Source organism: Cupriavidus sp. UYPR2.512 (assembly GCF_000379565.1).
Taxonomy (GTDB): domain Bacteria; phylum Pseudomonadota; class Gammaproteobacteria; order Burkholderiales; family Burkholderiaceae; genus Cupriavidus.
Map to the genome: position 1 here is coordinate 192,564 of NZ_KB902964.1, position 19,543 is coordinate 212,106.

The window sequence follows — 19,543 nt, forward strand, 5'->3', positions numbered from 1 at the left end:
TCATCGCTGGCGCCAGCCCAGCGTGATGAAGCCCGCGCGCCCCTGCGTGTTGTAGGGGTAGGCGAGCTGGTAGTCCTTGTCGAACAGGTTTTCGACGCGGGCGGCGATAAACCATTGCTTGTCGATGTTGTAGCGGGCGTTCAGGTTGACGATACCGTATCCGCCCAGCTTGCGCGAGCCGGTATCCATGCGCGAGGACGACACCAGCCATTCGCCGCCGAAGCGCCAGTTGCCGAAGTCACGGCCCACGTCCAGCGCGGCATGGCGGCGCGCGCGGCGCAGCAGCTGGGTGTTGGTCTGCTCGTCGACCGGGTTCTGGAAGGTCACGCTGGCGCCGAAGTCGGTGCCATACACGGTGGCGCGCCACGAAGCCTCGATGCCCTGCACCTTGGCCTTGTTGACGTTCTGCGCCAGGAACATGCCGCTGGGCTGCAGGGCCGACACGATCAGGTCGTTGTAGCGCGTCTCGAATGCGGTCACGCGCAGCAAGCCGGCGCTGGCGGTGGCGTACTGCACGCCCGCCTCGACCGACTTGGCACGTTCCGGCTGCAGGTTCGGCTGGCCGAAGTTGGGGAAGTACAGCTCGTTGAAGGTCGGCGCGCGGAAGGCATTGCTGACGCTGGCGATCAGCTTGAGCGCATCGGTCACGTAGTAGCCGTAGCCGGCGCGGAAGCTGCCCTGGTTGCCGAAGTCGGAATAGTGGTCGTTGCGCGCGTTGAGCTGCAGCTGGTGCTTGCCGATGCGCCCGTCATAGCCGCCGAACACCGAAAACACATTGCGCGTGGGCGCGCCGTAGGCGCTGGAGTCGAGCTCCTGCTGCAGGTAGTCGGTGCCGAACAGCAGCGTGTGGTTGGCGGCCAGCGCATACTCGTTCTGCCAGTTGAACTGGCGGTTGCGGGTATTGAAGGTGCCGTTGGGATTGCCGTTGAGGAAGGTGTCGCTGCGGTCCTCGCTCTGCGACAGCTTGAAATGGGTGGACCAGTCCGCCCCCACCTTGCCGTTGACGAAGGCCGACAGCGTGTACAGCTCGCTGTTGGTCCGGTTGTCGTCGGTCGGGCGGCCGAAGGCGCTGTCGAACGACAGCTTGCTCTTCGAGTAATAGCCGGTGAGGCCCGCGTCCCAGTCCGGCGCGAAGCGGTGCTTGACCTGGCCCGACACGCTCTGGTTCTCGTACGGATTGTCGTTGGGATTGGCGCGCGGCGCCTGCTTCGTGTTGATTGACGAGAAGCCGTCGGTCTTGAACGCCGAGCCGGTCAGGTTGAACGAGGTATCGCCGACCTGGCCCCCATAGCCGACCGTGCCCTGGCGCGTGTTGTTGCTGCCGTATTCCACCTGCGCATTGGCTGCCGGCGCCTGGCCCGCGCCGCTCTTGGTGAAGATCTGCACCACGCCGCCGATGGCGTCCGAGCCGTACAGCGCCGACACATTGCCGCGCACCACCTCGATGCGCTCGATCTGGTCGGGCAGGATATTGGCCAGCTGCGCGGTGCCGCTGCTCGCGGCCGATATCCGCACGCCGTCGATCAGGATCAGCGTCTGGTTGGAGTTGGCGCCGCGCATGAACAGCGTGGTGTTGGTGCCCATGCCGCCGTTGGCCGAGAACTCCACGCCGGCCTGGTTGCGCAGCAGCGTGCGCAGGTCGGGCGCCTGCGAGTTGACGATGTCCTGCTGCGTGACCACCGTGGTATGAGGCAGCGCCTCGGTAATGGCTTGCGCGGTACGGGTGGAGGTGACCACTACCGGCGCGAGCTGAGTGGTGCGGCTGTCAGTGCCGCTGTCGGCCGCTTGCGCGAACGAAGTGGCCGGAACCAGGGTGAACGAGGCGATGGCCGCCAGGATGACGGGCACGGACGGACGCACCGCCGGGGTTGCCGGGCGGGTCGACCTGTGGAGCGATGAACGCATGATGCAGGACAGGATAGGAACGGCCGGGCCCGCTCCCCCGCGGACCATATGGCGATGAGGCGTGCCGCGCACGGGCGGCAGCCCGCGTTCAGGCCGGTATCCGGGCTGGCGACACTGGGCCGGCGCCTTCCCGAACCTGCGGTTCAGTGGCGTGTGGCCGGTCCTGCGGGGCATGTGGCCGGGAATGGGATCCGGCCTTGCCAGCGACGTTGCCGGCAGTCGGCTATGTCGGGGTCTGGCAGATGCGCACCGCGGTCGCTTACCGTTGCGGGGGCAGCACAGGTTGGCCTGTCCGGCGCGTCAGCCGGCCCGGCTCCCTGTTTCCCGTTGAACTGCCCTTTCGCCAGGGACGAAAAGGGCGAGCACCTAGAACGTGCGCGAGTCTAGGGCGTTTCGCCCCCCGCGTCAACGCGGCTGCCAGTAGTGTTTTGTCACAACTCTGGTGGCGTTTTAGGTGCAGAAGCCTGCAACTTCCACCCGGGTGGCCGGTCACAAACCCTTTCCTCCGCATTGTGCAAGCCGGCGCATCGGCTAGAATCGCGATACCTGACACTTCTCCCATCATGACAGGCCCTATGCTCACCGAACTCGAACAACTGGCCGCCAAGATCGGGCGCGTGCTGCACCATGCGGACACCCTGGCGGCGGAGAACCAGCGGCTGCGCGACGAGATCGCCCGGCTGGAGGGCGAAGCCGCGCAATTGCGCGGCGAGCGCGAGGCCATGGCTGCCGACCGCGAACTGCTCAATATCAAGATCGAGGAAGCGCAGCTGCGCATCCAGTCCATCCTTGACAAGCTGCCGACTGCCAGCGACACGCGCCAGCTCGACCTGCTGGGCGAAGAGGCTGCGGCGCAGGGCGCCGAGCCGCACAAGGCCCCCGGAGAACACGCATGAGCAACAAGCAAGTCGAAGTCAATATCGCCGGCCAGCCCTACCGCTTTGCCATCGCGCCCGAGAACGAGGCCGCGCTGCTGGAGGCCGTGGCCCTGGTCGACACGCAAATGAACAAGCTGCGCAACGGCATCGCGGCCAAGGGCGTGGAGCGTGTGGCGGTCATGGCCGCCATCAGCATCGCCTCGGACCTGCTGTCGATGCAGCGCAAGCAGCAGGCCGAGGGCACGATCCCGGTCGATGCCATCCGCGCGCGCATCCGCGAACTCAACGACCGCGCCGACGAAGCCCTGCGGCAGTATGCGCACGTGGGCACCGGTACGCGCGGCTGAGCGATGACGGTGGGATGTGCCGCGGATGCCGCGCTGTCGCGCAAAATGTAACGATACGCGCGAGTGGACTTGGTATGCCCTGCAACGCGGTGTATAGTGTAGCCAGACTGCACGAGGCACCACAGATGTGCAGCGACAGGCCAGGTTATCGCGCCCGGCCGCCGTTCTCATCCCATCCTAGTCAGAAACGGCAAACGTCTGACATCCTGCACGCGGATCCGGTTTTCCGGGCACGACGATGCGCCTGGAGAGTCAGACGTTTGACAGTTTCCCTGCCTGGTTCGTGAGGGTCATAAACTCCTTGAACCGATATGCATTGCATGGTGCGGGATCATGTCGCGTGGGCGAGCGCGTCGTCGCATTCATAGTCTGGGCCTGGCCTGGACTCCCTGAGTGGATGATGTACCCGAAATGCGACTTCCGCAGCCACTCTGAACCTCACTTGGGTTCAGGATGCCGACCTAGCGGCCAAGGCGGGGACCCCCTAAAAAGGCGGTGGTTTTCTGAACCATCGCCTTTTTTCTTGCCTGCGCGTCCGCGTGCGCACCCTGTGCACGCGGCACCCTGATCTGCCTTCCATTCCTGAGCTGCGCCGTGAGCCCGAACCAGAACCAACGCGCCCGCCAGTACTGGCTGATGAAATCAGAACCGGATGAAGCCAGCATCGACGACCTGGCCCGGGAAGGCACGCTGCCCTGGACCGGCGTGCGCAACTACCAGGCGCGCAACTTCATGCGCGACACCATGCGGATCGGCGACGGCGTGCTGTTCTACCACTCGTCGTGCCCGGAGCCCGGCATTGCCGGCCTGGCCGAGGTCTGCTCCGCGCCCTACCCCGACCCCACCCAGTTCGACCGCAAGAGCCCGTACCACGACGCCGCGTCCAGGGCCGACGCGCCGCGCTGGCTGCTGGTCGACGTGCGCTTCGAGCGCAAGAGCGCGCTGATCCCGCTGGCCGCATTGCGCGAGCATGAGGAACTGGCCGACATGGTGGTGCTACGTCGCGGCAACCGGCTGTCGATCACGCCGGTGACGCCGGCCGAATGGCGCTTCATCACCGGCAAGCTGATGCGCTGAACCCTGCCCGGCCGGCCCGGGCAAGGCTGATTATCACAACCCTTAAGAAACGATGCAGTTCGACAACCTGCCGGTGCTGGTTCCTGCCCTGCTTGCACTGGGCGCTTTCACCGGCTTCTGCGCCGGGCTGCTCGGCGTGGGCGGCGGCATGATGATGGTGCCCTTCCTGACGCTGCTGTTCACCAGCCTGGGCTTTGCCGACGAGGCCATCGTCCATATGGCGATCGCCACCTCGATGGGCACCATCCTGTTCACCTCATTGTCGTCCGTGCGCGCGCACCACCAGCGCGGCGCGGTGCGCTGGCCGATCGTGCTGGCGCTGGCGCCGGGCATCGTGCTCGGCGGCATGATCGGCGGCGGCAAGGTGTTCGCGGCGCTCAAGACCAGCTGGCTGTCGCTGGCCTTTGCCGGCTTCGTCGGGTTTTCCGCGCTGCAGATGCTGCGCAACCGTCGCCCCAAGCCGGGCCGGCAGCTGCCCGGCTTTGCCGGGATGGCGGGCACGGGCGGCGTGATCGGCTTCCTGTCCAGCCTGGTTGGCGCGGGCGGCGCCTTTGTCTCGGTGCCGTTCATGACCTGGTGCAACGTGCCGATCCACAACGCAGTGGCCACCTCGGCCGCGCTCGGCTTCCCGATCGCCGCGGCCAGCGTGGCCGGCTATGTCTGGAGCGGCTGGCAGATGCCGGGGCTGCCGGCAGGATCGCTCGGCTATCTCTACCTGCCGGCCCTGCTGGTGATCGCCGCGGCCAGCGTGATGACCGCGCCGCTGGGCGCGCGCACCGCGCACCGGATGGATGTGGGCCAGTTGCGCAAGGTCTTTGCCGCGCTGCTGCTGTGCCTGGCAAGCTATATGTTGTGGAAGGCCTGGCAGGCATTCTGACCCGGACGGGGGAGGCGCGCCCGCGCCGGCTTCGCAACAATCGTTTGCAATGTCGCGGAACGATCGGGCACCCGGGCACGTCTTATCCCCATCACGTTTGAACGGGAGAACAACATGAAACAATGGCTTGCCGCCACCCTGCTGGGCACCACCGCCATCGTCGCCTCGGCGCACGGTGGCCCCGCTGAAACGCCGTCGGGCGTGCTGTCGCTGAGCGCGCAGGCCGTCACCGAAGTGCCGACCGATATCGTGCACCTGACGCTTGCCGCGGAGCAGGAAGGCGCTGAACCGGCAGCGATTTCCTCGGCCCTGTCGACCCGCACGCAGGCCGTCATCACGCAGGCGCGCCGCGTCCAGGGCGTGACCGCCGAGTCGGGCGGCTTCACCATCCACCCGAACACCGACCGCAACGGCCGCATCAGCACCTGGCGCGGGCGTTCCGAAGTCATCCTGAAGTCGCGCGATTTCTCGGCCGTGTCCAAGCTCGCGGGCGAGCTGGCCAGCCAGATGCAGGTGCAGAACATCGCCTTCTCGCTGTCGCGCGAAGCGCGCGAGGCCGCTGAAGCCAAGCTAGCCGAGCAGGCCATCGCCTCGTTCCGCAGCAAGGCGCAGTCGACCACCAGGCTGTTCGGCTACAACAGCTACACCATCCGCGAAGTCAGCCTGAATGAAACCGGCGTGGTGCCGCCGATGCCGCGCATGTACGGTGCTGCCAAGGCCATGATGGCCGACGCTGCGGTGCCGGTGCCGGTTGAGGGCGGCAAGACCCAGGTGACGGTGTCGGTCAACGGCTCCGTGCAGATGCTGAAGTAAGACAGCCGCGCCCTGCACCATCGCGCAGGGCGCTTGCCATCACGGCGCTCAGAGCGCCGCGAACTGCTCGCGCAGCACGTTCTTCTGCACCTTGCCCATGGTATTGCGCGGCAACTCGTCCACCACGTGCACGCGCTTGGGCACCTTGAAGTTGGCGATGCGGCCCTTGAGCGTGCCGATCAGCGCCGCCTCGTCGATGTCCGCACCCGGCTTGCGCACCACCACCGCCACCACCGCCTCGCCGAAATCCGCGTGCGGCACGCCGATCACGGCGCTCTCGGCCACGCCCGGCATCTCGTCGATAAAGCTCTCGATTTCCTTCGGGTAGACGTTGTAGCCGCCCGAGATGATCAGGTCCTTGCTGCGCCCGACGATGGTCAGGTAGTTGTCCGGCACCGCGCGCTCGCCGGCCTGGCTGACCATGGCGCCGCCGAAGCGGCCGACGTCGCCGGTCTTGAACCAGCCGTCCTCCGTGAACTCTTCCTTGGTCTTCTCCGGCATGCGCCAGTAGCCCTTGAACACGTTCGGGCCCTGGACCTCGACATTGCCGATCACGCCCGGCGCGCACGGCTGGCCCTCGCCATCGACCACGCGCACCGACACGCCTGGCAGCGCCATGCCGACGGTGCCACCGATGCGCTCGCCCAGCGCGCAATCGTACGGGTTGGAAACCAGCATAACGGTCTCGCTCATGCCGTAGCGTTCCAGGATGGTATGGCCGGTGCGCTCGCGGAAGGCATCGAAGGTCTCCAGCAGCAGCGGCGCCGAGCCGGATACGAACAGCCGCATGCGGCGGCAGGTGTCGTCGTCGAAGCGCGGCTCCTGCAGCATGCGCACATAGTAGGTCGGCACACCCATCATCACCGTGCAGCGCGGCAGGAATTTCAGCACCTGCGCCATGTCCAGCCTCGGCGCCCAGATCATCTTGGCACCGGCCAGCAGCGCGCCGTGCGAAGCCACGAACAGGCCATGCACGTGGAAGATCGGCAGCATGTGCAGCAGCACGTCGTCGCTGCGCCAGCCCCAGAATTCATGCAGCGTCTGCGCATTCGAGGCCAGGTTGCGGTGCGTCAGCATCGCGCCCTTGCTGCGGCCGGTGGTGCCAGAGGTGTAGAGAATGGCGGCAAGGTCGTCATCCTGGCGTGCGACCGTCTCGAAGGCATCTGACTTGCCCGCGGCACGCGACAGCAGCGAGCCGCTGCGGTCATCGTCCAGCGTAAAGACGTGGTTGACGCCGTGGCGGAACGCCACCTTGGACACCCAGCCAAAATTCTTGCTGCTGCACACCACCACCGACGGCTCGGCATTGCCGACGAAGTAGTCGATCTCTGCTTCCTGGTAAGCGGTGTTCAGCGGCAGGTAGACGTAGCCGGCGCGCAGCGTGGCCAGGTACAGGAACAGCGCTTCGGGGGACTTCTCCACCTGCACCGCGACGCGTGCGCCTTCGGGCAGGTGCAGCGAGGCCAGCAGGTTGGCCAGCTTGGCGGTGGCGCGGTCGAGGTCGTCCCAGCTGTAGTACAGCCCATCATGCGTCTCGATGCAGCAGGCGGTGCGGTCGGCGGGGAAGCGGGATTCGAACAGGGCGAACAGGTTGGCGTTCATGTCGGGGATCGAACGAAAAGCTAAGGAAAACGAAGAAAGCAATCACGCGCGGAGGCAGTCCTGGCGGCGTGCCCTACTCTCCACGGAACTGTGGTGGCCGGCGCGCGAGGAAGGCGGCCACCCCTTCCGCGTGGTCCGCACCTTCGGCATAGGCGAAATGCGCCTCCAGCTCGGCCGGCGACAGCGGTGCCGGCAGCGGCGCCAGACGTCGGATGGTGGCCTTGTTGATGCGGGCGGCAACGGGCGCGCCGGCGGCAATGCGGCGCACCGTGGCATCGACCTCCGCGGCCAGCGCGCCGGGCTCGACCACGCGGGTCAGCAGCCCTTTGTCGCGCGCCTCGGCAGCGTCGAAGACCCGGCCTTCCAGCAGGATCTCCAGCGCGGCGGCGCGGCCCGCCAGCGCCAGCAAGCCCTGCAGCTCGCCGGGCGCCATCGGGAAGCCCAGGCGGTTGATCGGCACGCCGAAGCGGCTGTCCGAGGCGGCAAGGCGCAGGTCGCAGTGGCAGGCGATTTCCAGCCCGCCGCCCACGCATACGCCTTCGATCATCGCCACGGTGGGGTGCGTGCATTGCGCCACCGCCGCCAGTGCCGGCGCGATGGTGACCATGTGGTAGCGGCGCACAGCGGCCTCGTCGCCGCGCTCTGCCGGGAACTCGGCAATGTCGGCGCCGGCGGCAAAGTTGCCGTCGGCACCGCGCACCACCACGCAGCGCAGCGAGGTATCGGCGGACAGGCGTGCAAAGCCCGCCGCCAGCTCGCGCCACATCTGCGCCGAAATGGCGTTGAGCTTGCCCGCGTGCGACAGCGTCACGGTGGCGGTGGTGCCCTGTGTGGCAAACAATACGGTGCCGCTCATCGCCGCGCCCCCTTGCATCGGATCAGCGTTGACATGGCGCCCCGTCAGTCGATCTTGGCGCCGGACTGCTGCACCACCTGCGCCCAGCGGCGAATCTCGGCGTGCTGGAACTGCGCGAACTGTTCCTGCGTAAACGCCGGCGTGTCGGAGCCGTTGTTAAGCCAGACCTGCTTGAGCTCCGGCGAGTTCAGCGCCTTCTCGGTCTCTGCATACAGGCGATCGACAATCTCCTTGGGCGTGCCCTTGGGCACCCACATCGCATACCAGGTCGACACGTCATAGTTGGGCACGCCCGCCTCGGCCGCGGTCGGCACGTTGGGGAACGCCGCCGAGCGCTTGCTCGAAGCCACCGCCAGCGCCTTGATGCGGCCCGCGCGGATATGCTGCGCCGACGAGCCCAGGCCATCGAACATCAGGTCGACCTGGCCCGCGATCAGGTCGGACAGCGCCGGGCCCGCACCCTTGTACGGAATGTGGGTGATGAAGGTCTTGGTCTGGAGCTTGAACAGCTCGCCCGCCAGGTGGTGCGACGAGCCGTTGCCGGCCGAACCGTAGTTCAGCTTGCCGGGATTGGCCTTGGCGTAGGCAATCAGCTCCTGCAGCGTGTTGGCCTTGACGCGGTTGGGATTGACCACCACCACTTGCGGCGGCTGCGCGATCACCGTGACCGGGATGAAGTCCTTCTCGATGTCGTAGTCCAGCTTCTTGTAGAACGACGGCGCAATCGCGTGGTGCGCGCCGCCGATGAACACCGTGTAGCCGTCCGGCGCGGCCTTGGCCGCAATGCTGGCGCCGACCGTGCCGCCGGCGCCGCCGCGGTTGTCGATCACGAACTGCTTGCCGAGCTGCTTGGACAACTGCGCGGTCAGCGGCCGCGCAAAGGCGTCGGTGCCGCCGCCGGCGGGGAACGGCACGATCACGGTGACGGGCTTGGACGGCCAGGTGTCGGCATGCGCGGCGGGTGAGGCGAGCATTGCGACGGCGCCGAGGCCGGCCAGGCCCAGGGCCATGCCCGTTGCCCGCGCGCACGCGGCCAGGCTGAACTGACGACGATTCATTGGTTGTCTCCTCTCTCTTCTGCGGAAAGTCAATCTGATGGCCGCGCGACACCGCCGCGGCGTGAAATTACTGCTCAGGTCCCGATAAGAAAACGCGGCGCGCCAGGCACCGCGGGTGCGGGGGGGCGACCCCCCGTGACCAGACCAGGGTCACAGCAGCTTCCCGACGCTACGGCTGATGCGCGGGTTGCCGGCGCCCAGGCGTGCCAGATTGTCATCCAGCGCCTCGGGCACGTAAAGATAGTTGACCATCATCCCGCAGCTCTGGCTGCGGCCTTTGCGCGACAGGTCAGCACCCCAGTTCAGCCGCTCCACGCAAGCCCCGTTGCCCAGGTGGAAGCGCGCGACCGGGTCGGCGGGCATCGACTGGTTGCGTTCGCGCACCAGGAAATGCGCGGCCAGGGTCATGGCGGTATCGCGGATCACGGTATCGGCGGCGTCCGGCACCAGCATCTCCAGCCACCCGGCGCCGTCCGCGGGCGCCTTGCCGTGGCGCTCGCTCCAGCGCGCCAGGCGCTTGTCGCCCAGCAGCCGCGCGATGGCATCGCCATCCTGCTTGCGCAGCCAGTCGGCAAACCCGGGGATCGGCGAGAGCGTGGCGAACTGATTCACTTTTGGGAATTCACGCTGGACTTCCTCGATCACGCGCTTGAGCAGGAAGTTGCCGAAGCTCACGCCGCGCAGGCCCGCTTGCGTATTGCTGATCGAATAGAAGATGGCCCACTTGACGCGGCGCAGGTCTTCCAGCGGCGCGGCTTCATCCAGCAATGTATGGACATTGGCCGCCATCTCCGGCGCGAATGCCACCTCGACAAAGATCAGCGGCTCGCGCGGGATGCGCGGGTGGAAGAACGCATAGCAGCGGCGGTCGGAATCGAGGCGGTTGCGCAGGTCGGTCCACGAGGCGATCTCATGCACGGCCTCATAGCGGATCAGCTTTTCCAGCAGCGATGCCGGCGAATCCCAGGTGATCGGCTGCAGCTCCAGCAGGCCCACGTCGAACCAGTTGGAGAACAGCGCCTCGAGGTCGTCGTCAAGCGGGCGCAGGCCCGGCATGCGGCGCTGCCAGCGCAGCATGTCGGCGCGCAGCTGGATCAGGAAGTGCAGGCCGCAGGCGCTGTTGCCGCGCTGGCCATGCAGCGCGGCCAGCCGCTTGAAGAAGCGGATGCGCGCATTGGACAGGGCCTGGGCCAGGCCCGAAGGCCCGGCCGGCGCGCGCGCGGCGCGCGCGCCCTTGTCGTCGTCGGCCCCGGCGTCTTCGCTGCCCTTGCTGCCGCTGCTGCTGGCGACCTCGGCCAGCACCGCCAGCATACCGCGCCGGGTGGCGTCGCCGGCGGCTTCATACTCGGCCTGCCACGCCTGCGCGGCGGCATTGGCGGCGCCATCGGTCAGGCGCGCATCGAAGCAAAGCCGCAGCTGCTCGCGCTGGCGGCGCACCGCGCGCGGCGGCAGCGGCGCCTCACCGTCAGCCGGCGTGGCAGCGGCGGCCTTGGGGCTGGCCTTGGCGTCGCCCTCGCCCTTGCGTCCCCACCAGCGGCCCAGCCGCGACAGGAACCTGGAACCTGCCGGCTCGCTTTCGCCCAGCGGCGCACTGATCTTCTGGTCACCCGTGTCGAAGGAATTCATGCGGTACCTGCCTTGATGCATCGATCGGAACGTGGGAAAAACATCGGACTGGGGTTGCGGCGCCTCGGCTACTCTTCGCCGCCGGCCACGCGCAGCACCGGCGGCGCACGCACGGCCTGGGTCTCGGCCGCGCCGGCGGTGGCACCGGCATCCAGCGTCTTGAGCGCCGCGCGCTGGCGCAGCAGATGGGTCTTCATCATCGCCTCGGCGCCTTCGGGGTCGCGGGCCTTGAGCGCGGCGAACACCGACAGGTGCTCGGCGCAGGACTCCTGGATCCGGCCCGGCAGCTTCAGGCTCTTGTGGCGCGACAGCCGCAGCACTTTGCGCAGGTCGCTGATCAGGCCCGACAGCCAGCGGTTGCCGGCCAGCCGCTGGATCGATTCGTGGATCTGGAAGTTGGTTTCGTAGTAGGCGTCGATGTCGCCCGCCTGCGCGTAGCGCGCCAGGTCGGCATGCAGGCCGTCCAGCGCGTCCAGGTCAGCGCGCGTGGCGTTGCGCGCCGCCTCGTAGGCGCAGCGCCCTTCCAGCAGCGCCATCAGCGGGAAGATCTCGTCCAGGTCCTGCTCGGACAGTTCGTTGACGAAGCAGCCGCGGCGCGGCTCCAGCCGCACCAGGCCTTCAGCGGCCAGCACCTTGAGCGCCTCGCGCAGCGGCGTGCGCGAGATGCCCAGCGTTTCGGCCATTGCGCTCTCGTCGATCCATGCGCCGGGCACCAGCGTATGCGCATCGATCATGGCGCGCAGCCGGTCTGCCACTTCCAGGTACAACGCCTGCTGGATGATGCGCATGCTTCCCCCGGGTCGGATGGCGTGGCCGATGCGTCCCGGTCACAATCTGGCATCGGTCAGCGCAGATGCGCCCTGCTAGCCATAATTCATAATTATGGATTAGGGCGCGAACGATACAAGGAATTTCGATGTTGCACTGCAAACAAGCCGGAGCGGGCGTCTGGAGATTGACCGGTGAGGTGCGGTCTGTGGTGTGCGGCGTGGGGTGTGGTATGAGGTGCGGCGGGCGTTTCCATGCCTCCCCGCAAGGAAACGCCCGCGCCTGAAAATACTGCAGCACTGCTTTTCATCGTCGGCGGGTACTTTCAAAAGTATCCGCCGCGTGGGTCCATGGATTGCCGGCGCTGGCCCTGCGCCCCCCTTTGAAACGCGCTTGACGCGCGGATTTTCCCGTCGCCCTGGCTGTACGTGAAGTGCCGGCAAGTGCGGCCTGTCAGCCGTCACTCCCTCCCTGGCACTTCCGTTGGCGGCTGTGGCTTGCCGCTCATCTTTGTAACAATCAAGATAGCGATTTACGTGCCAGGTTGACTAAGTCCCTGATTTCATTGGCAACACGCATTCGAAAGTTGTTACAGAATACGTATAGTGTAACAGGATGTTTCTAGATTGTTACGAGGGTTTTCCCACATTTTTTATGCACTCGCCCGCCTGGCGCCAATGGCATATGCAGATTGTGCCGTGGCCGCTATTTATCGGTGCGAGAATGTGAGCGCATCGCCGCAAATGCCCGATCTAAAGTGGTTGCATTCCTGAAACTGCGGTCGAGGCCGCAATCCTGACCGTCGCTTTCCACACACTGGAGCTCCGCCATGCAAGCTGGCAGCGATTTCACCCTGGCCGGCGTCCCGGCAGACCAGACGCCGGCGCCCGCCGAGCCGCGCTACGCCGTGCCGCGGCCGCTGGGCCTGTCTTTTACCGGATCGGGTTCGGAGTACTTCCGTATCTGGATCGTCAATGCACTGCTGACCATCGTCACCTTCGGCATTTATTCGGCCTGGGCCAAGGTGCGCACGCTGCAGTATTTCTATCGCAACACGCGGCTCGACGGCGCGGGTTTTGACTACCACGGCAAACCGTCCGCGATCCTGAAGGGCCGCGCCATCGTGTTCGCGCTGGTGTTCGCCTTCCAGTTCGCCTCGACGTTCTCGCCGTTCCTTGCGCTGGCGATGCTGGTGGCGCTGCTGGCGGTGTTCCCCCTGTTGCTGGTGCGCTCGTTGCGTTTCCGCATGGCCAACTCCAGCTACCGCGGCCTGCGCTTCGCCTTCACCGGCGACGATGCCGATGCCTACAAGGTGTTCGTGCTGTGGCCGCTGGCCGCAGTGGCCACGCTGGGCCTGCTGGGGCCGCTGGCGCACCAGCGCTTCAAGCGCTACCAGCACAACCACACCCGCTTCGGCACCGCACCGTTTGCCTTCCACGCCGGCGCGGGCGCCTTCTACGGCGTCTACCTGCGTGCCTTCGGCATGATGGTCGCGCTGGTGGCGGCCGCGGCGCTGGCCGGCTTCGTGCTGGGCGCGACCGCGTCGGGCAAGGCGGGCATGGCGCTGTCGTTCGGCATCGGCGTGGGCGGTTTCTACCTGGCGCTGCTGGCCGTCAGCCCTTATGTGATGGCGCGCTTGCAGAATGTCGTGTGGAGCCACACCACGCTGGCGCCGCATGCGTTCCGCAGCGAGGTGGGCGCCGGCCGCATGGTCTTTATCTTCGTCACCAACCTGATCGCCATCGCGCTGACGCTGGGCCTGTACCTGCCGTTCGCGCGGGTGCGTTCGGCGCGCTACCGGCTCGAATGCGTAACCATGCTGGCGGCGGGCCCGCTCGACACCTTCGTGGCCGGCGAGGCGCAGCAAGTGGGTGCGCTGGGCGATGCGGCGGTAGACTGGTACGACATCGACATCGCGCTCTGAGCACGCCGTGCGCTGATTCAGCCCGCACCATGATCCCAGTCACCTTCTTCGATGGCCGCTCGTCGCGCGCGCATCCGGCCACGCTCGCGGTTGAGGCGCAGCAGGCCGTGCTGCGCGACGACTCCGGCGCCGAGCTGCGGCGCGCGCCGCTGGCGGACGTGCGCGTGTCCGAGCGCGTGCGCCGCGCGCCGCGGCTGGTCACCTTTGCCGACGGCGCCTTCTGCGAGATCACCGACCACGCCGCCTTCGACCACATGCTGGCCGCGACCGGCCATCGCGACAGCCTGGTGGCGCGCGCGCAGAACAGCTGGCGCCTGGCCGGCCTTGCCGTGGCTGCACTGCTGGCGGTGCTGGTGCTGGGCTATTACGTGCTGCTGCCGTGGGGTGCCGGCATGATGGCGCGCGCGGTGCCGCCCGAGGTGGAGGCCCATCTCGGCAAGCTGACGCTGGCGAGCCTGGACAACGGCATGGTCAAGCCGACGCAGCTGCCGCCCGCGGAGCAGCAACGCATCCGCTCGGCCTTCGCCGCGCTGAGGCGGCCGCGCGATGCCGGCCACGATTACCAGATCCTGTTCCGCCAGGGCGGCGAGATCGGCGCCAATGCGCTGGCGCTGCCGGGCGGCACCATCGTGGTCACCGACGAACTGGTCAGCCTGGCCGGCACCGGCCCCGGCATGATGGGCGTGCTGGCCCATGAAGCCGGCCATGTCGCCAACCGGCACGGCTTGCAGCAGGTGATCCAGGGGTCGGCGCTGGCGGCACTGGCGGCCTACCTGTTCGGGGACATCTCGACGGTGCTGGCCGGGGTGCCGGCCGCCATGCTGACGCTGCGCTATTCACGCGACCATGAGCGCGAGGCCGACGCCTTTGCGATCGAGGTCATGCAGCGCAACGGCCTGCCGCCCGCGGCGCTGGCCGATGTGCTGGTCAAGCTGGACAACCGGCGCGGTGCGGCGTCGGACGCCGAGCCGGAACGCGGCCAGGACTTCATGTCGACCCACCCGCAAACGCAGGCGCGCATCGACGCCTTGCGCCGCGCCGGCAAATAGCGCGGCGGAACTCAGGCCGCCGGCTGCGATGCGCCGGCGCCGGGCTGGCGCCGGTAGGCCCAGACCACCATGGCGATGCCGGCCAGGATCATCGGCAGGCTCAGCCACTGGCCCATCGACAGCTTCAGCGCCAGCAGGCCCAGGAAGTTGTCGGGCTCGCGCGCGAATTCCGCGGCAAAGCGGAAGGCACCATAGCCGATCAGGAATACCCCCGACACCGCGCCCATTGGCCGCGGCTTGCGCGCGAACAGCCACAGGATGATGAACAGCGCCACGCCTTCGCCGGCAAACTGGTACAGCTGCGACGGATGGCGCGGGATGTTGTCGCCCGCCTGCGGGAAGATCATGCCCCATGGCAGGTCGGTGGCGCGGCCCCACAGCTCGCCGTTGATGAAATTGCCGATGCGCCCGGCGGCCAGGCCACAGGGGATCATCGGCGCGATGAAATCGGTCACCTCCATCCAGTGGCGCCGGCGCAGTTTGCCGAACAGCCACATTGCCACGATCACGCCCAGGAAGCCGCCATGGAAGGCCATGCCGCCTTCCCACACCTTGAGGATCTCGAGCGGATGGGCCAGGTAGTACGACGGCTTGTAGAACAGCACATAGCCCAGCCGCCCGCCCAGGATCACGCCCAGCACGCCGAAGAACAGCATGTCGTCCAGGTCGCGCGTGGTCCAGCCCTTGGCCGCGATATGCGGCTGGCGGATACGCAGGCGCCCGAAGCCCAGGAACATGATGAAGCCGGCCAGGTACATCAGCCCGTACCAGCGGATGGCAAGCGGGCCCAGGTGGATGGCAACCGGGTCGAACTGGGGATGAATCAGCATGTTGGCGTGAATGGAGGTTGTAAAGGCGGTCGTGGCCTGCGTATTGTCAGTGGTCTCGGCGACATTGGTGAGGTGTCAGCGATGGGCGAGCCCGGCTGCGCCCGCTTCTTGCGCGAGCGCGGTCGCAATATCGATGAATGAGCGCAGCACCGGCGCCACGCCGGCGGACGCGCCGTCGCGCCAGACCAGCCCGGTCTCGATCTGCGGGCCGGCCTCGCGCAGCGCCAGGTAGGACACCCCGGTGCGGCGAAGGTTGCACAGCGACGCCGGCACCAGCGCCACGCCCATGCCCGCCGACACCAGGCTGACGATGGTCTGCATCTGGATGGCTTCCTGCGCGATCACGGGCGTCAGGCCCTCGCGCGCATAGTAGCCCGTAATGATGTCATAAAACGCCGGCGCGCTTCGGCGCGGGAAGATGATCAGCGGTTCATGGGCCGCCTCGCGCAGCGACACCGCGCGGTCGCCCGCCAGCACCCCGCCCGCCGGCCGCCAGCCGTCGGGCACGGCCAGCACCAGCGGTTCGCTCACCAGCGGCAGGTAGGCCAGCCCGTGCGGCATGGCCGGCAGCTGCGGGCGGATCACCAGACCGGCATCGATCGCCCCCTCCATCAACGCCTCGAGCTGCACGTCGCTGGTGGCCTCGCGCAGCTGCAGCTGCACCTCCGGGTGACGGGCGCGAAAGCGCCGCAGCAGGTCGGGCAGGATGCCGTAGTCGGCGGTGCTGACAAAGGCCAGCGACAGCGACCCCAGCTCCCCGCGCGCCAGCCGCTGCGCCAGCCCAGGCAGCGCCGCGGCGTCGGCCAGCACGCGCCGCACCTCGGGCAGCCACTGCTGGCCGGCCGGCGTCAGCGCCACCGAGCGCCGCGTGCGCATGAACAGCTGCACGCCGATTTCCTCTTCCAGCGCCTGGATCTGCTGCGACAAGGGCGGCTGCGTCATCGACAGGCGCCCCGCCGCGCGGCCGAAATGCAACTCTTCCGCCACGGTGACGAAGTAACGCAACTGACGCAGGTCCAAACGCACTCCTGATATGTTTTTCGACTCAATAAAGGTCAAATAATATATTTGACACTCCAAAACGCAAGCGTCATTCTTTGGCCCACAACATCGCCGCCGTGCGTTCGTGCATCCAGGCCTTCGGGCGCGGAGCGGCACTGAAGATCCCCCGGAGATTCCCCACCATGGCTTTCAACAAACGCTCGCAGAACATCACGCAAGGCGTGGCGCGTTCGCCCAACCGTTCGATGTACTACGCACTCGGCTACCAGAAGGAAGACTTCGACAAGCCGATGGTGGGCATCGCCAACGGCCACTCGACCATCACCCCCTGCAACGCCGGCCTGCAGCGCCTGGCCGATGCCGCCATCGACGCCGTCAAGGCATCCGGCGCCAACCCGCAGGTGTTCGGCACCCCGACCATCTCGGACGGCATGTCGATGGGCACCGAGGGCATGAAGTACTCGCTGATCTCGCGCGAGGTCATCGCCGACTGCATCGAGACCGCCGCGCAGGGCCAGTGGATGGACGGCGTGGTCGTGATCGGCGGCTGCGACAAGAACATGCCGGGAGGCATGATCGCGCTGGCGCGCACCAACGTGCCGGGCATCTACGTCTACGGCGGCACCATCAAGCCGGGCAACTGGAAGGGCAAGGACCTGACCATCGTGTCGTCGTTCGAGGCCGTGGGCGAATTCACCGCCGGGCGCATGAGCCAGGAAGATTTCGAAGGCGTGGAAAAGAATGCCTGCCCGTCGACCGGGTCGTGCGGCGGCATGTACACCGCCAACACCATGAGCTCGTCGTTCGAGGCGCTGGGCATGTCGCTCTTGTATTCGTCGACCATGGCCAACCCCGACCAGGAAAAGGTCGACAGCGCCGCCGAATCGGCCCGCGTGCTGGTGCAAGCTGTCAAGCAGGACATCAAGCCGCGCGACATCATCACGCGCAAGTCGATCGAGAACGCGGTGGCGCTGATCATGGCCACGGGCGGCTCGACCAACGCCGTGCTGCACTACCTGGCCATTGCCCACGCCGCCGAAGTGGAATGGACCATCGACGACTTCGAACGCATCCGCCGCAAGGTGCCGGTGATCTGCAACCTGAAGCCGTCGGGGCAGTACGTCGCGACCGACCTGCACAAGGCAGGCGGCATTCCGCAGGTCATGAAGCTCCTGCTGAAGGCCGGCATGCTGCACGGCGACTGCCTGACCATCACCGGCCGCACGCTGGCTGAAGAGCTGGAAAACGTGCCCGACACCCCGCGCGCCGACCAGGACGTGATCCTGCCGATCGAGAAGGCGCTGTACAAGGAGGGCCACCTGGCCATCCTGAAGGGCAACCTGGCCGAAGAAGGCGCGGTCGCCAAGATCACCGGCCTGAAGAACCCGGTCATCACCGGCCCGGCGCGCGTGTTCGAGGACGAGCAAAGCGCGATGGAAGCCATCCTGGCCGACAAGATCAACGCCGGCGACATCCTGGTGCTGCGCTACCTGGGCCCCAAGGGCGGCCCCGGCATGCCGGAAATGCTGGCCCCGACCTCGGCCATCATCGGCAAGGGTCTGGGCGAGTCGGTCGGCTTTATCACCGACGGGCGCTTCTCTGGCGGCACCTGGGGCATGGTGGTCGGCCACGTGGCGCCGGAAGCGTACGTGGGCGGCACCATCGCACTGGTGCAGGAAGGCGACTCGATCACCATCGATGCGCACAAGCTGCTGCTGCAGCTGAACGTGCCAGAAGAAGAACTGGCCAGGCGCCGCGCCGGCTGGAAGCAGCCGGCACCGCGCTATACCCGCGGCGTGCTGGCGAAGTTCTCGAAGCTGGCGTCGACGGCAAGCAAGGGCGCGGTCACCGACTGATTGCGGTTCGCCAGATGTCAAAAAGCCTGCGAGCGATCGCAGGCTTTTTTGTTTGCAGATGGGGTACAACATGGCCGCCGGTTTGCTCCCCTCTCCCGCTTGCGGGAGAGGGGGCACACAGTCAGCCCTAATCTTGCCCCGGCGTCTTCTCGATCTCCTCCAGCGTCGCATCCAGCCATTCCACCAGCCGCGCCTCCAGCGACTGCGTCAGCTCGCTGGCAAGTTGCGCGGTCAGCGGCGCCAGCCGCGACTGCAGCGTGGCTTCGGTATGGGCCGCCACAACCTGCGGCCATTCGGTGCGGAAGCGCATCATCACGCGCGTGAGCAACTCGGTGCGCACGGCGCGCAGGTCGTCCTCGCCGGGGGCGCCGGTATCGGCCGGCATCGCCGATGCCGGCGCGGCGCCCTCGTCCGCCACGGCGTCGCCGGTATCGCCGGTGTCGCCGACATGCATGACCAGGCCCGAATCGGCCATGCCGAAGGTATCGATCACGCCCTCCTGCGAAGCGGCGGCCGGCGCTGCTGCCCCTGCATCCGGCAATTCGAATACCTCGGTCAGCAGCGGGATGCTGTCGTTCGGATCGAGCCGCGGGATCACCCGCGAGGTGGTGCGTTCGCTCATGCGGCGTCTCCCTTGGGCTGGCCGATGTCGTGGTGCGTCAGCGGATAGCCGCGTTCGCGGTAGAAACGATAGCGCTGGCGGCCGGCCTCGCGCGCGGCATCGCCCGCGCCCACCACCTCGATCAGCCGTTCGAAGCTGGCAAACTGCGCCGGTGCCACGTCAGCCAGGTTGATCAGCAGCTGGTGGTGCGGCACGCCTTCGGTGGTGGCGGCCAGCAGGATCGGCGTGACCGCCGCATTGGGGCTGTCCAGCCCGCAATGCGGCAGGAAGTCCAGCGCGGAGAACGTCCACAGGCGCGCATCCAGGTCCGCCAGCTGCGCCGGCGCCCCGTGGATTACCACCTTCTGCCCGGCGCCGTAGGCCTTGCGGACCAGCCGGCAGACATAGCCGGGCACGTCCGGCACGTTGCTGTGGAAATCGATGCGCGTCATGGAACCTTGCTGCCTCTGTTGC

Annotated in this window: 18 protein-coding genes, 1 other RNA gene and 1 riboswitch; of the genes, 9 read left to right on the plus strand and 10 right to left on the minus strand. The window is 67.2% G+C overall.

Features of this window, described 5'->3' with window-relative positions; all coding sequences use genetic code 11:
* Nucleotides 1-1,905 (minus strand): TonB-dependent receptor domain-containing protein, encoded by a 1,905-nt coding sequence (locus A3A5_RS0114655; protein ID WP_026200789.1) that lies wholly within the window; start codon nt 1,903-1,905, stop codon nt 1-3.
* A 73-nt stretch (nt 1,906-1,978) separates the two neighbouring features.
* Nucleotides 1,979-2,290: riboswitch (cobalamin riboswitch) on the minus strand.
* Between the two features lie 190 nt (nt 2,291-2,480).
* Between A3A5_RS0114655 and A3A5_RS0114660 the strand changes: the two genes are divergently transcribed.
* The 6 genes from A3A5_RS0114660 (at nt 2,481) to A3A5_RS0114680 (ending at nt 5,897) form a co-directional block, all read left to right on the plus strand.
* A complete protein-coding gene (locus A3A5_RS0114660; protein ID WP_018311317.1) occupies nt 2,481-2,801 on the plus strand; it encodes a hypothetical protein in 321 nt (106 codons plus the stop codon).
* The gene (locus A3A5_RS0114665; protein ID WP_018311318.1) at nt 2,798-3,130 is read left to right on the plus strand and encodes a cell division protein ZapA; all 333 of its coding nucleotides are present in this window, start codon (nt 2,798-2,800) and stop codon (nt 3,128-3,130) included. The genes A3A5_RS0114660 and A3A5_RS0114665 overlap by 4 nt, the downstream gene beginning before the upstream one ends.
* Nucleotides 3,131-3,396: 266 nt before the next feature.
* A non-coding RNA gene (gene ssrS, locus A3A5_RS40545) (6S RNA) lies at nt 3,397-3,614 on the plus strand.
* 110 nt (nt 3,615-3,724) lie between these two features.
* Nucleotides 3,725-4,207, plus strand: a complete 483-nt coding sequence (locus A3A5_RS0114670; RefSeq protein WP_018311319.1) for an EVE domain-containing protein — start codon at nt 3,725-3,727, stop codon at nt 4,205-4,207.
* Nucleotides 4,208-4,259: 52 nt separating this feature from the next.
* Nucleotides 4,260-5,084: a sulfite exporter TauE/SafE family protein gene (locus tag A3A5_RS0114675; protein ID WP_018311320.1), complete on the plus strand. Its 825-nt coding sequence runs from the start codon at nt 4,260-4,262 to the stop codon at nt 5,082-5,084.
* A gap of 114 nt (nt 5,085-5,198) precedes the next feature.
* Nucleotides 5,199-5,897 carry an SIMPL domain-containing protein gene (locus A3A5_RS0114680; RefSeq protein ID WP_018311321.1) on the plus strand — a complete coding sequence of 233 codons (699 nt, stop codon included), beginning with the start codon at nt 5,199-5,201 and terminating at the stop codon, nt 5,895-5,897.
* A 48-nt stretch (nt 5,898-5,945) separates the two neighbouring features.
* On the opposite strand, the gene A3A5_RS0114685 is transcribed toward A3A5_RS0114680, so the two are convergent.
* The 5 genes from A3A5_RS0114685 to A3A5_RS0114705 form a co-directional block, all read right to left on the minus strand.
* Nucleotides 5,946-7,499 (minus strand): malonyl-CoA synthase, encoded by a 1,554-nt coding sequence (locus tag A3A5_RS0114685; protein ID WP_018311322.1) that lies wholly within the window; start codon nt 7,497-7,499, stop codon nt 5,946-5,948.
* 73 nt (nt 7,500-7,572) lie between these two features.
* Nucleotides 7,573-8,355 carry an enoyl-CoA hydratase/isomerase family protein gene (locus tag A3A5_RS0114690; protein ID WP_018311323.1) on the minus strand — a complete coding sequence of 261 codons (783 nt, stop codon included), beginning with the start codon at nt 8,353-8,355 and terminating at the stop codon, nt 7,573-7,575.
* Nucleotides 8,356-8,399: 44 nt separating this feature from the next.
* Nucleotides 8,400-9,413, minus strand: a complete 1,014-nt coding sequence (locus A3A5_RS0114695; protein ID WP_018311324.1) for a tripartite tricarboxylate transporter substrate binding protein — start codon at nt 9,411-9,413, stop codon at nt 8,400-8,402.
* 150 nt (nt 9,414-9,563) lie between these two features.
* Entirely contained in the window at nt 9,564-11,039 is a 1,476-nt protein-coding gene (locus A3A5_RS0114700; protein WP_018311325.1) for a malonyl-CoA decarboxylase domain-containing protein, read from the minus strand.
* 68 nt (nt 11,040-11,107) lie between these two features.
* The gene (locus A3A5_RS0114705) at nt 11,108-11,827 is read right to left on the minus strand and encodes a GntR family transcriptional regulator (protein ID WP_018311326.1); all 720 of its coding nucleotides are present in this window, start codon (nt 11,825-11,827) and stop codon (nt 11,108-11,110) included.
* An 809-nt stretch (nt 11,828-12,636) separates the two neighbouring features.
* On the opposite strand from A3A5_RS0114705, the gene A3A5_RS0114710 reads away from it, so the two are divergent.
* On the plus strand, nt 12,637-13,731 hold the full coding sequence (locus A3A5_RS0114710) for a YjgN family protein (RefSeq protein ID WP_018311327.1): 1,095 nt from the start codon (nt 12,637-12,639) through the stop codon (nt 13,729-13,731).
* Nucleotides 13,732-13,760: 29 nt separating this feature from the next.
* Nucleotides 13,761-14,780, plus strand: a complete 1,020-nt coding sequence (locus tag A3A5_RS0114715) for a M48 family metallopeptidase (RefSeq protein WP_018311328.1) — start codon at nt 13,761-13,763, stop codon at nt 14,778-14,780.
* An 11-nt stretch (nt 14,781-14,791) separates the two neighbouring features.
* Here A3A5_RS0114715 and lgt read toward each other — a convergent pair whose 3' ends face one another.
* Both lgt and A3A5_RS0114725 read right to left on the minus strand, forming a co-directional pair.
* Nucleotides 14,792-15,610 carry a prolipoprotein diacylglyceryl transferase gene (lgt, locus tag A3A5_RS0114720; protein WP_013957819.1) on the minus strand — a complete coding sequence of 273 codons (819 nt, stop codon included), beginning with the start codon at nt 15,608-15,610 and terminating at the stop codon, nt 14,792-14,794.
* 75 nt (nt 15,611-15,685) lie between these two features.
* Nucleotides 15,686-16,630, minus strand: coding sequence for a LysR family transcriptional regulator (locus A3A5_RS0114725; protein ID WP_018311329.1), 945 nt, complete (start codon nt 16,628-16,630; stop codon nt 15,686-15,688).
* A gap of 164 nt (nt 16,631-16,794) precedes the next feature.
* Between A3A5_RS0114725 and ilvD the strand changes: the two genes are divergently transcribed.
* Nucleotides 16,795-18,468: a dihydroxy-acid dehydratase gene (gene ilvD, locus A3A5_RS0114735; RefSeq protein ID WP_018311331.1), complete on the plus strand. Its 1,674-nt coding sequence runs from the start codon at nt 16,795-16,797 to the stop codon at nt 18,466-18,468.
* A 127-nt stretch (nt 18,469-18,595) separates the two neighbouring features.
* On the opposite strand, the gene A3A5_RS0114740 is transcribed toward ilvD, so the two are convergent.
* Both A3A5_RS0114740 and A3A5_RS0114745 read right to left on the minus strand, forming a co-directional pair.
* Nucleotides 18,596-19,090 carry a hypothetical protein gene (locus tag A3A5_RS0114740; protein ID WP_018311332.1) on the minus strand — a complete coding sequence of 165 codons (495 nt, stop codon included), beginning with the start codon at nt 19,088-19,090 and terminating at the stop codon, nt 18,596-18,598.
* Entirely contained in the window at nt 19,087-19,521 is a 435-nt protein-coding gene (locus A3A5_RS0114745) for a DNA polymerase III subunit chi (protein ID WP_018311333.1), read from the minus strand. The genes A3A5_RS0114740 and A3A5_RS0114745 overlap by 4 nt, the downstream gene beginning before the upstream one ends.
* Nucleotides 19,522-19,543: the final 22 nt, after the last annotated feature.

Excerpts from the sequence above, each read along its gene's own strand:
- A3A5_RS0114655 (WP_026200789.1), bottom strand. The coding sequence starts at position 1,905 with ATGCGTTCATCGCTCCACAGGTCGACCCGCCCGGCAACCCCGGCGGTG.
- A3A5_RS0114660 (WP_018311317.1), top strand. The coding sequence starts at position 2,481 with ATGCTCACCGAACTCGAACAACTGGCCGCCAAGATCGGGCGCGTGCTG.
- A3A5_RS0114665 (WP_018311318.1), top strand. The coding sequence starts at position 2,798 with ATGAGCAACAAGCAAGTCGAAGTCAATATCGCCGGCCAGCCCTACCGC.
- A3A5_RS0114675 (WP_018311320.1), top strand. The coding sequence starts at position 4,260 with ATGCAGTTCGACAACCTGCCGGTGCTGGTTCCTGCCCTGCTTGCACTG.
- A3A5_RS0114680 (WP_018311321.1), top strand. The coding sequence starts at position 5,199 with ATGAAACAATGGCTTGCCGCCACCCTGCTGGGCACCACCGCCATCGTC.
- A3A5_RS0114685 (WP_018311322.1), bottom strand. The coding sequence starts at position 7,499 with ATGAACGCCAACCTGTTCGCCCTGTTCGAATCCCGCTTCCCCGCCGAC.
- A3A5_RS0114690 (WP_018311323.1), bottom strand. The coding sequence starts at position 8,355 with ATGAGCGGCACCGTATTGTTTGCCACACAGGGCACCACCGCCACCGTG.
- A3A5_RS0114695 (WP_018311324.1), bottom strand. The coding sequence starts at position 9,413 with ATGAATCGTCGTCAGTTCAGCCTGGCCGCGTGCGCGCGGGCAACGGGC.
- A3A5_RS0114700 (WP_018311325.1), bottom strand. The coding sequence starts at position 11,039 with ATGAATTCCTTCGACACGGGTGACCAGAAGATCAGTGCGCCGCTGGGC.
- A3A5_RS0114705 (WP_018311326.1), bottom strand. The coding sequence starts at position 11,827 with ATGCGCATCATCCAGCAGGCGTTGTACCTGGAAGTGGCAGACCGGCTG.
- A3A5_RS0114710 (WP_018311327.1), top strand. The coding sequence starts at position 12,637 with ATGCAAGCTGGCAGCGATTTCACCCTGGCCGGCGTCCCGGCAGACCAG.
- A3A5_RS0114715 (WP_018311328.1), top strand. The coding sequence starts at position 13,761 with ATGATCCCAGTCACCTTCTTCGATGGCCGCTCGTCGCGCGCGCATCCG.
- lgt (WP_013957819.1), bottom strand. The coding sequence starts at position 15,610 with ATGCTGATTCATCCCCAGTTCGACCCGGTTGCCATCCACCTGGGCCCG.
- ilvD (WP_018311331.1), top strand. The coding sequence starts at position 16,795 with ATGGCTTTCAACAAACGCTCGCAGAACATCACGCAAGGCGTGGCGCGT.
- A3A5_RS0114740 (WP_018311332.1), bottom strand. The coding sequence starts at position 19,090 with ATGAGCGAACGCACCACCTCGCGGGTGATCCCGCGGCTCGATCCGAAC.
- A3A5_RS0114745 (WP_018311333.1), bottom strand. The coding sequence starts at position 19,521 with ATGACGCGCATCGATTTCCACAGCAACGTGCCGGACGTGCCCGGCTAT.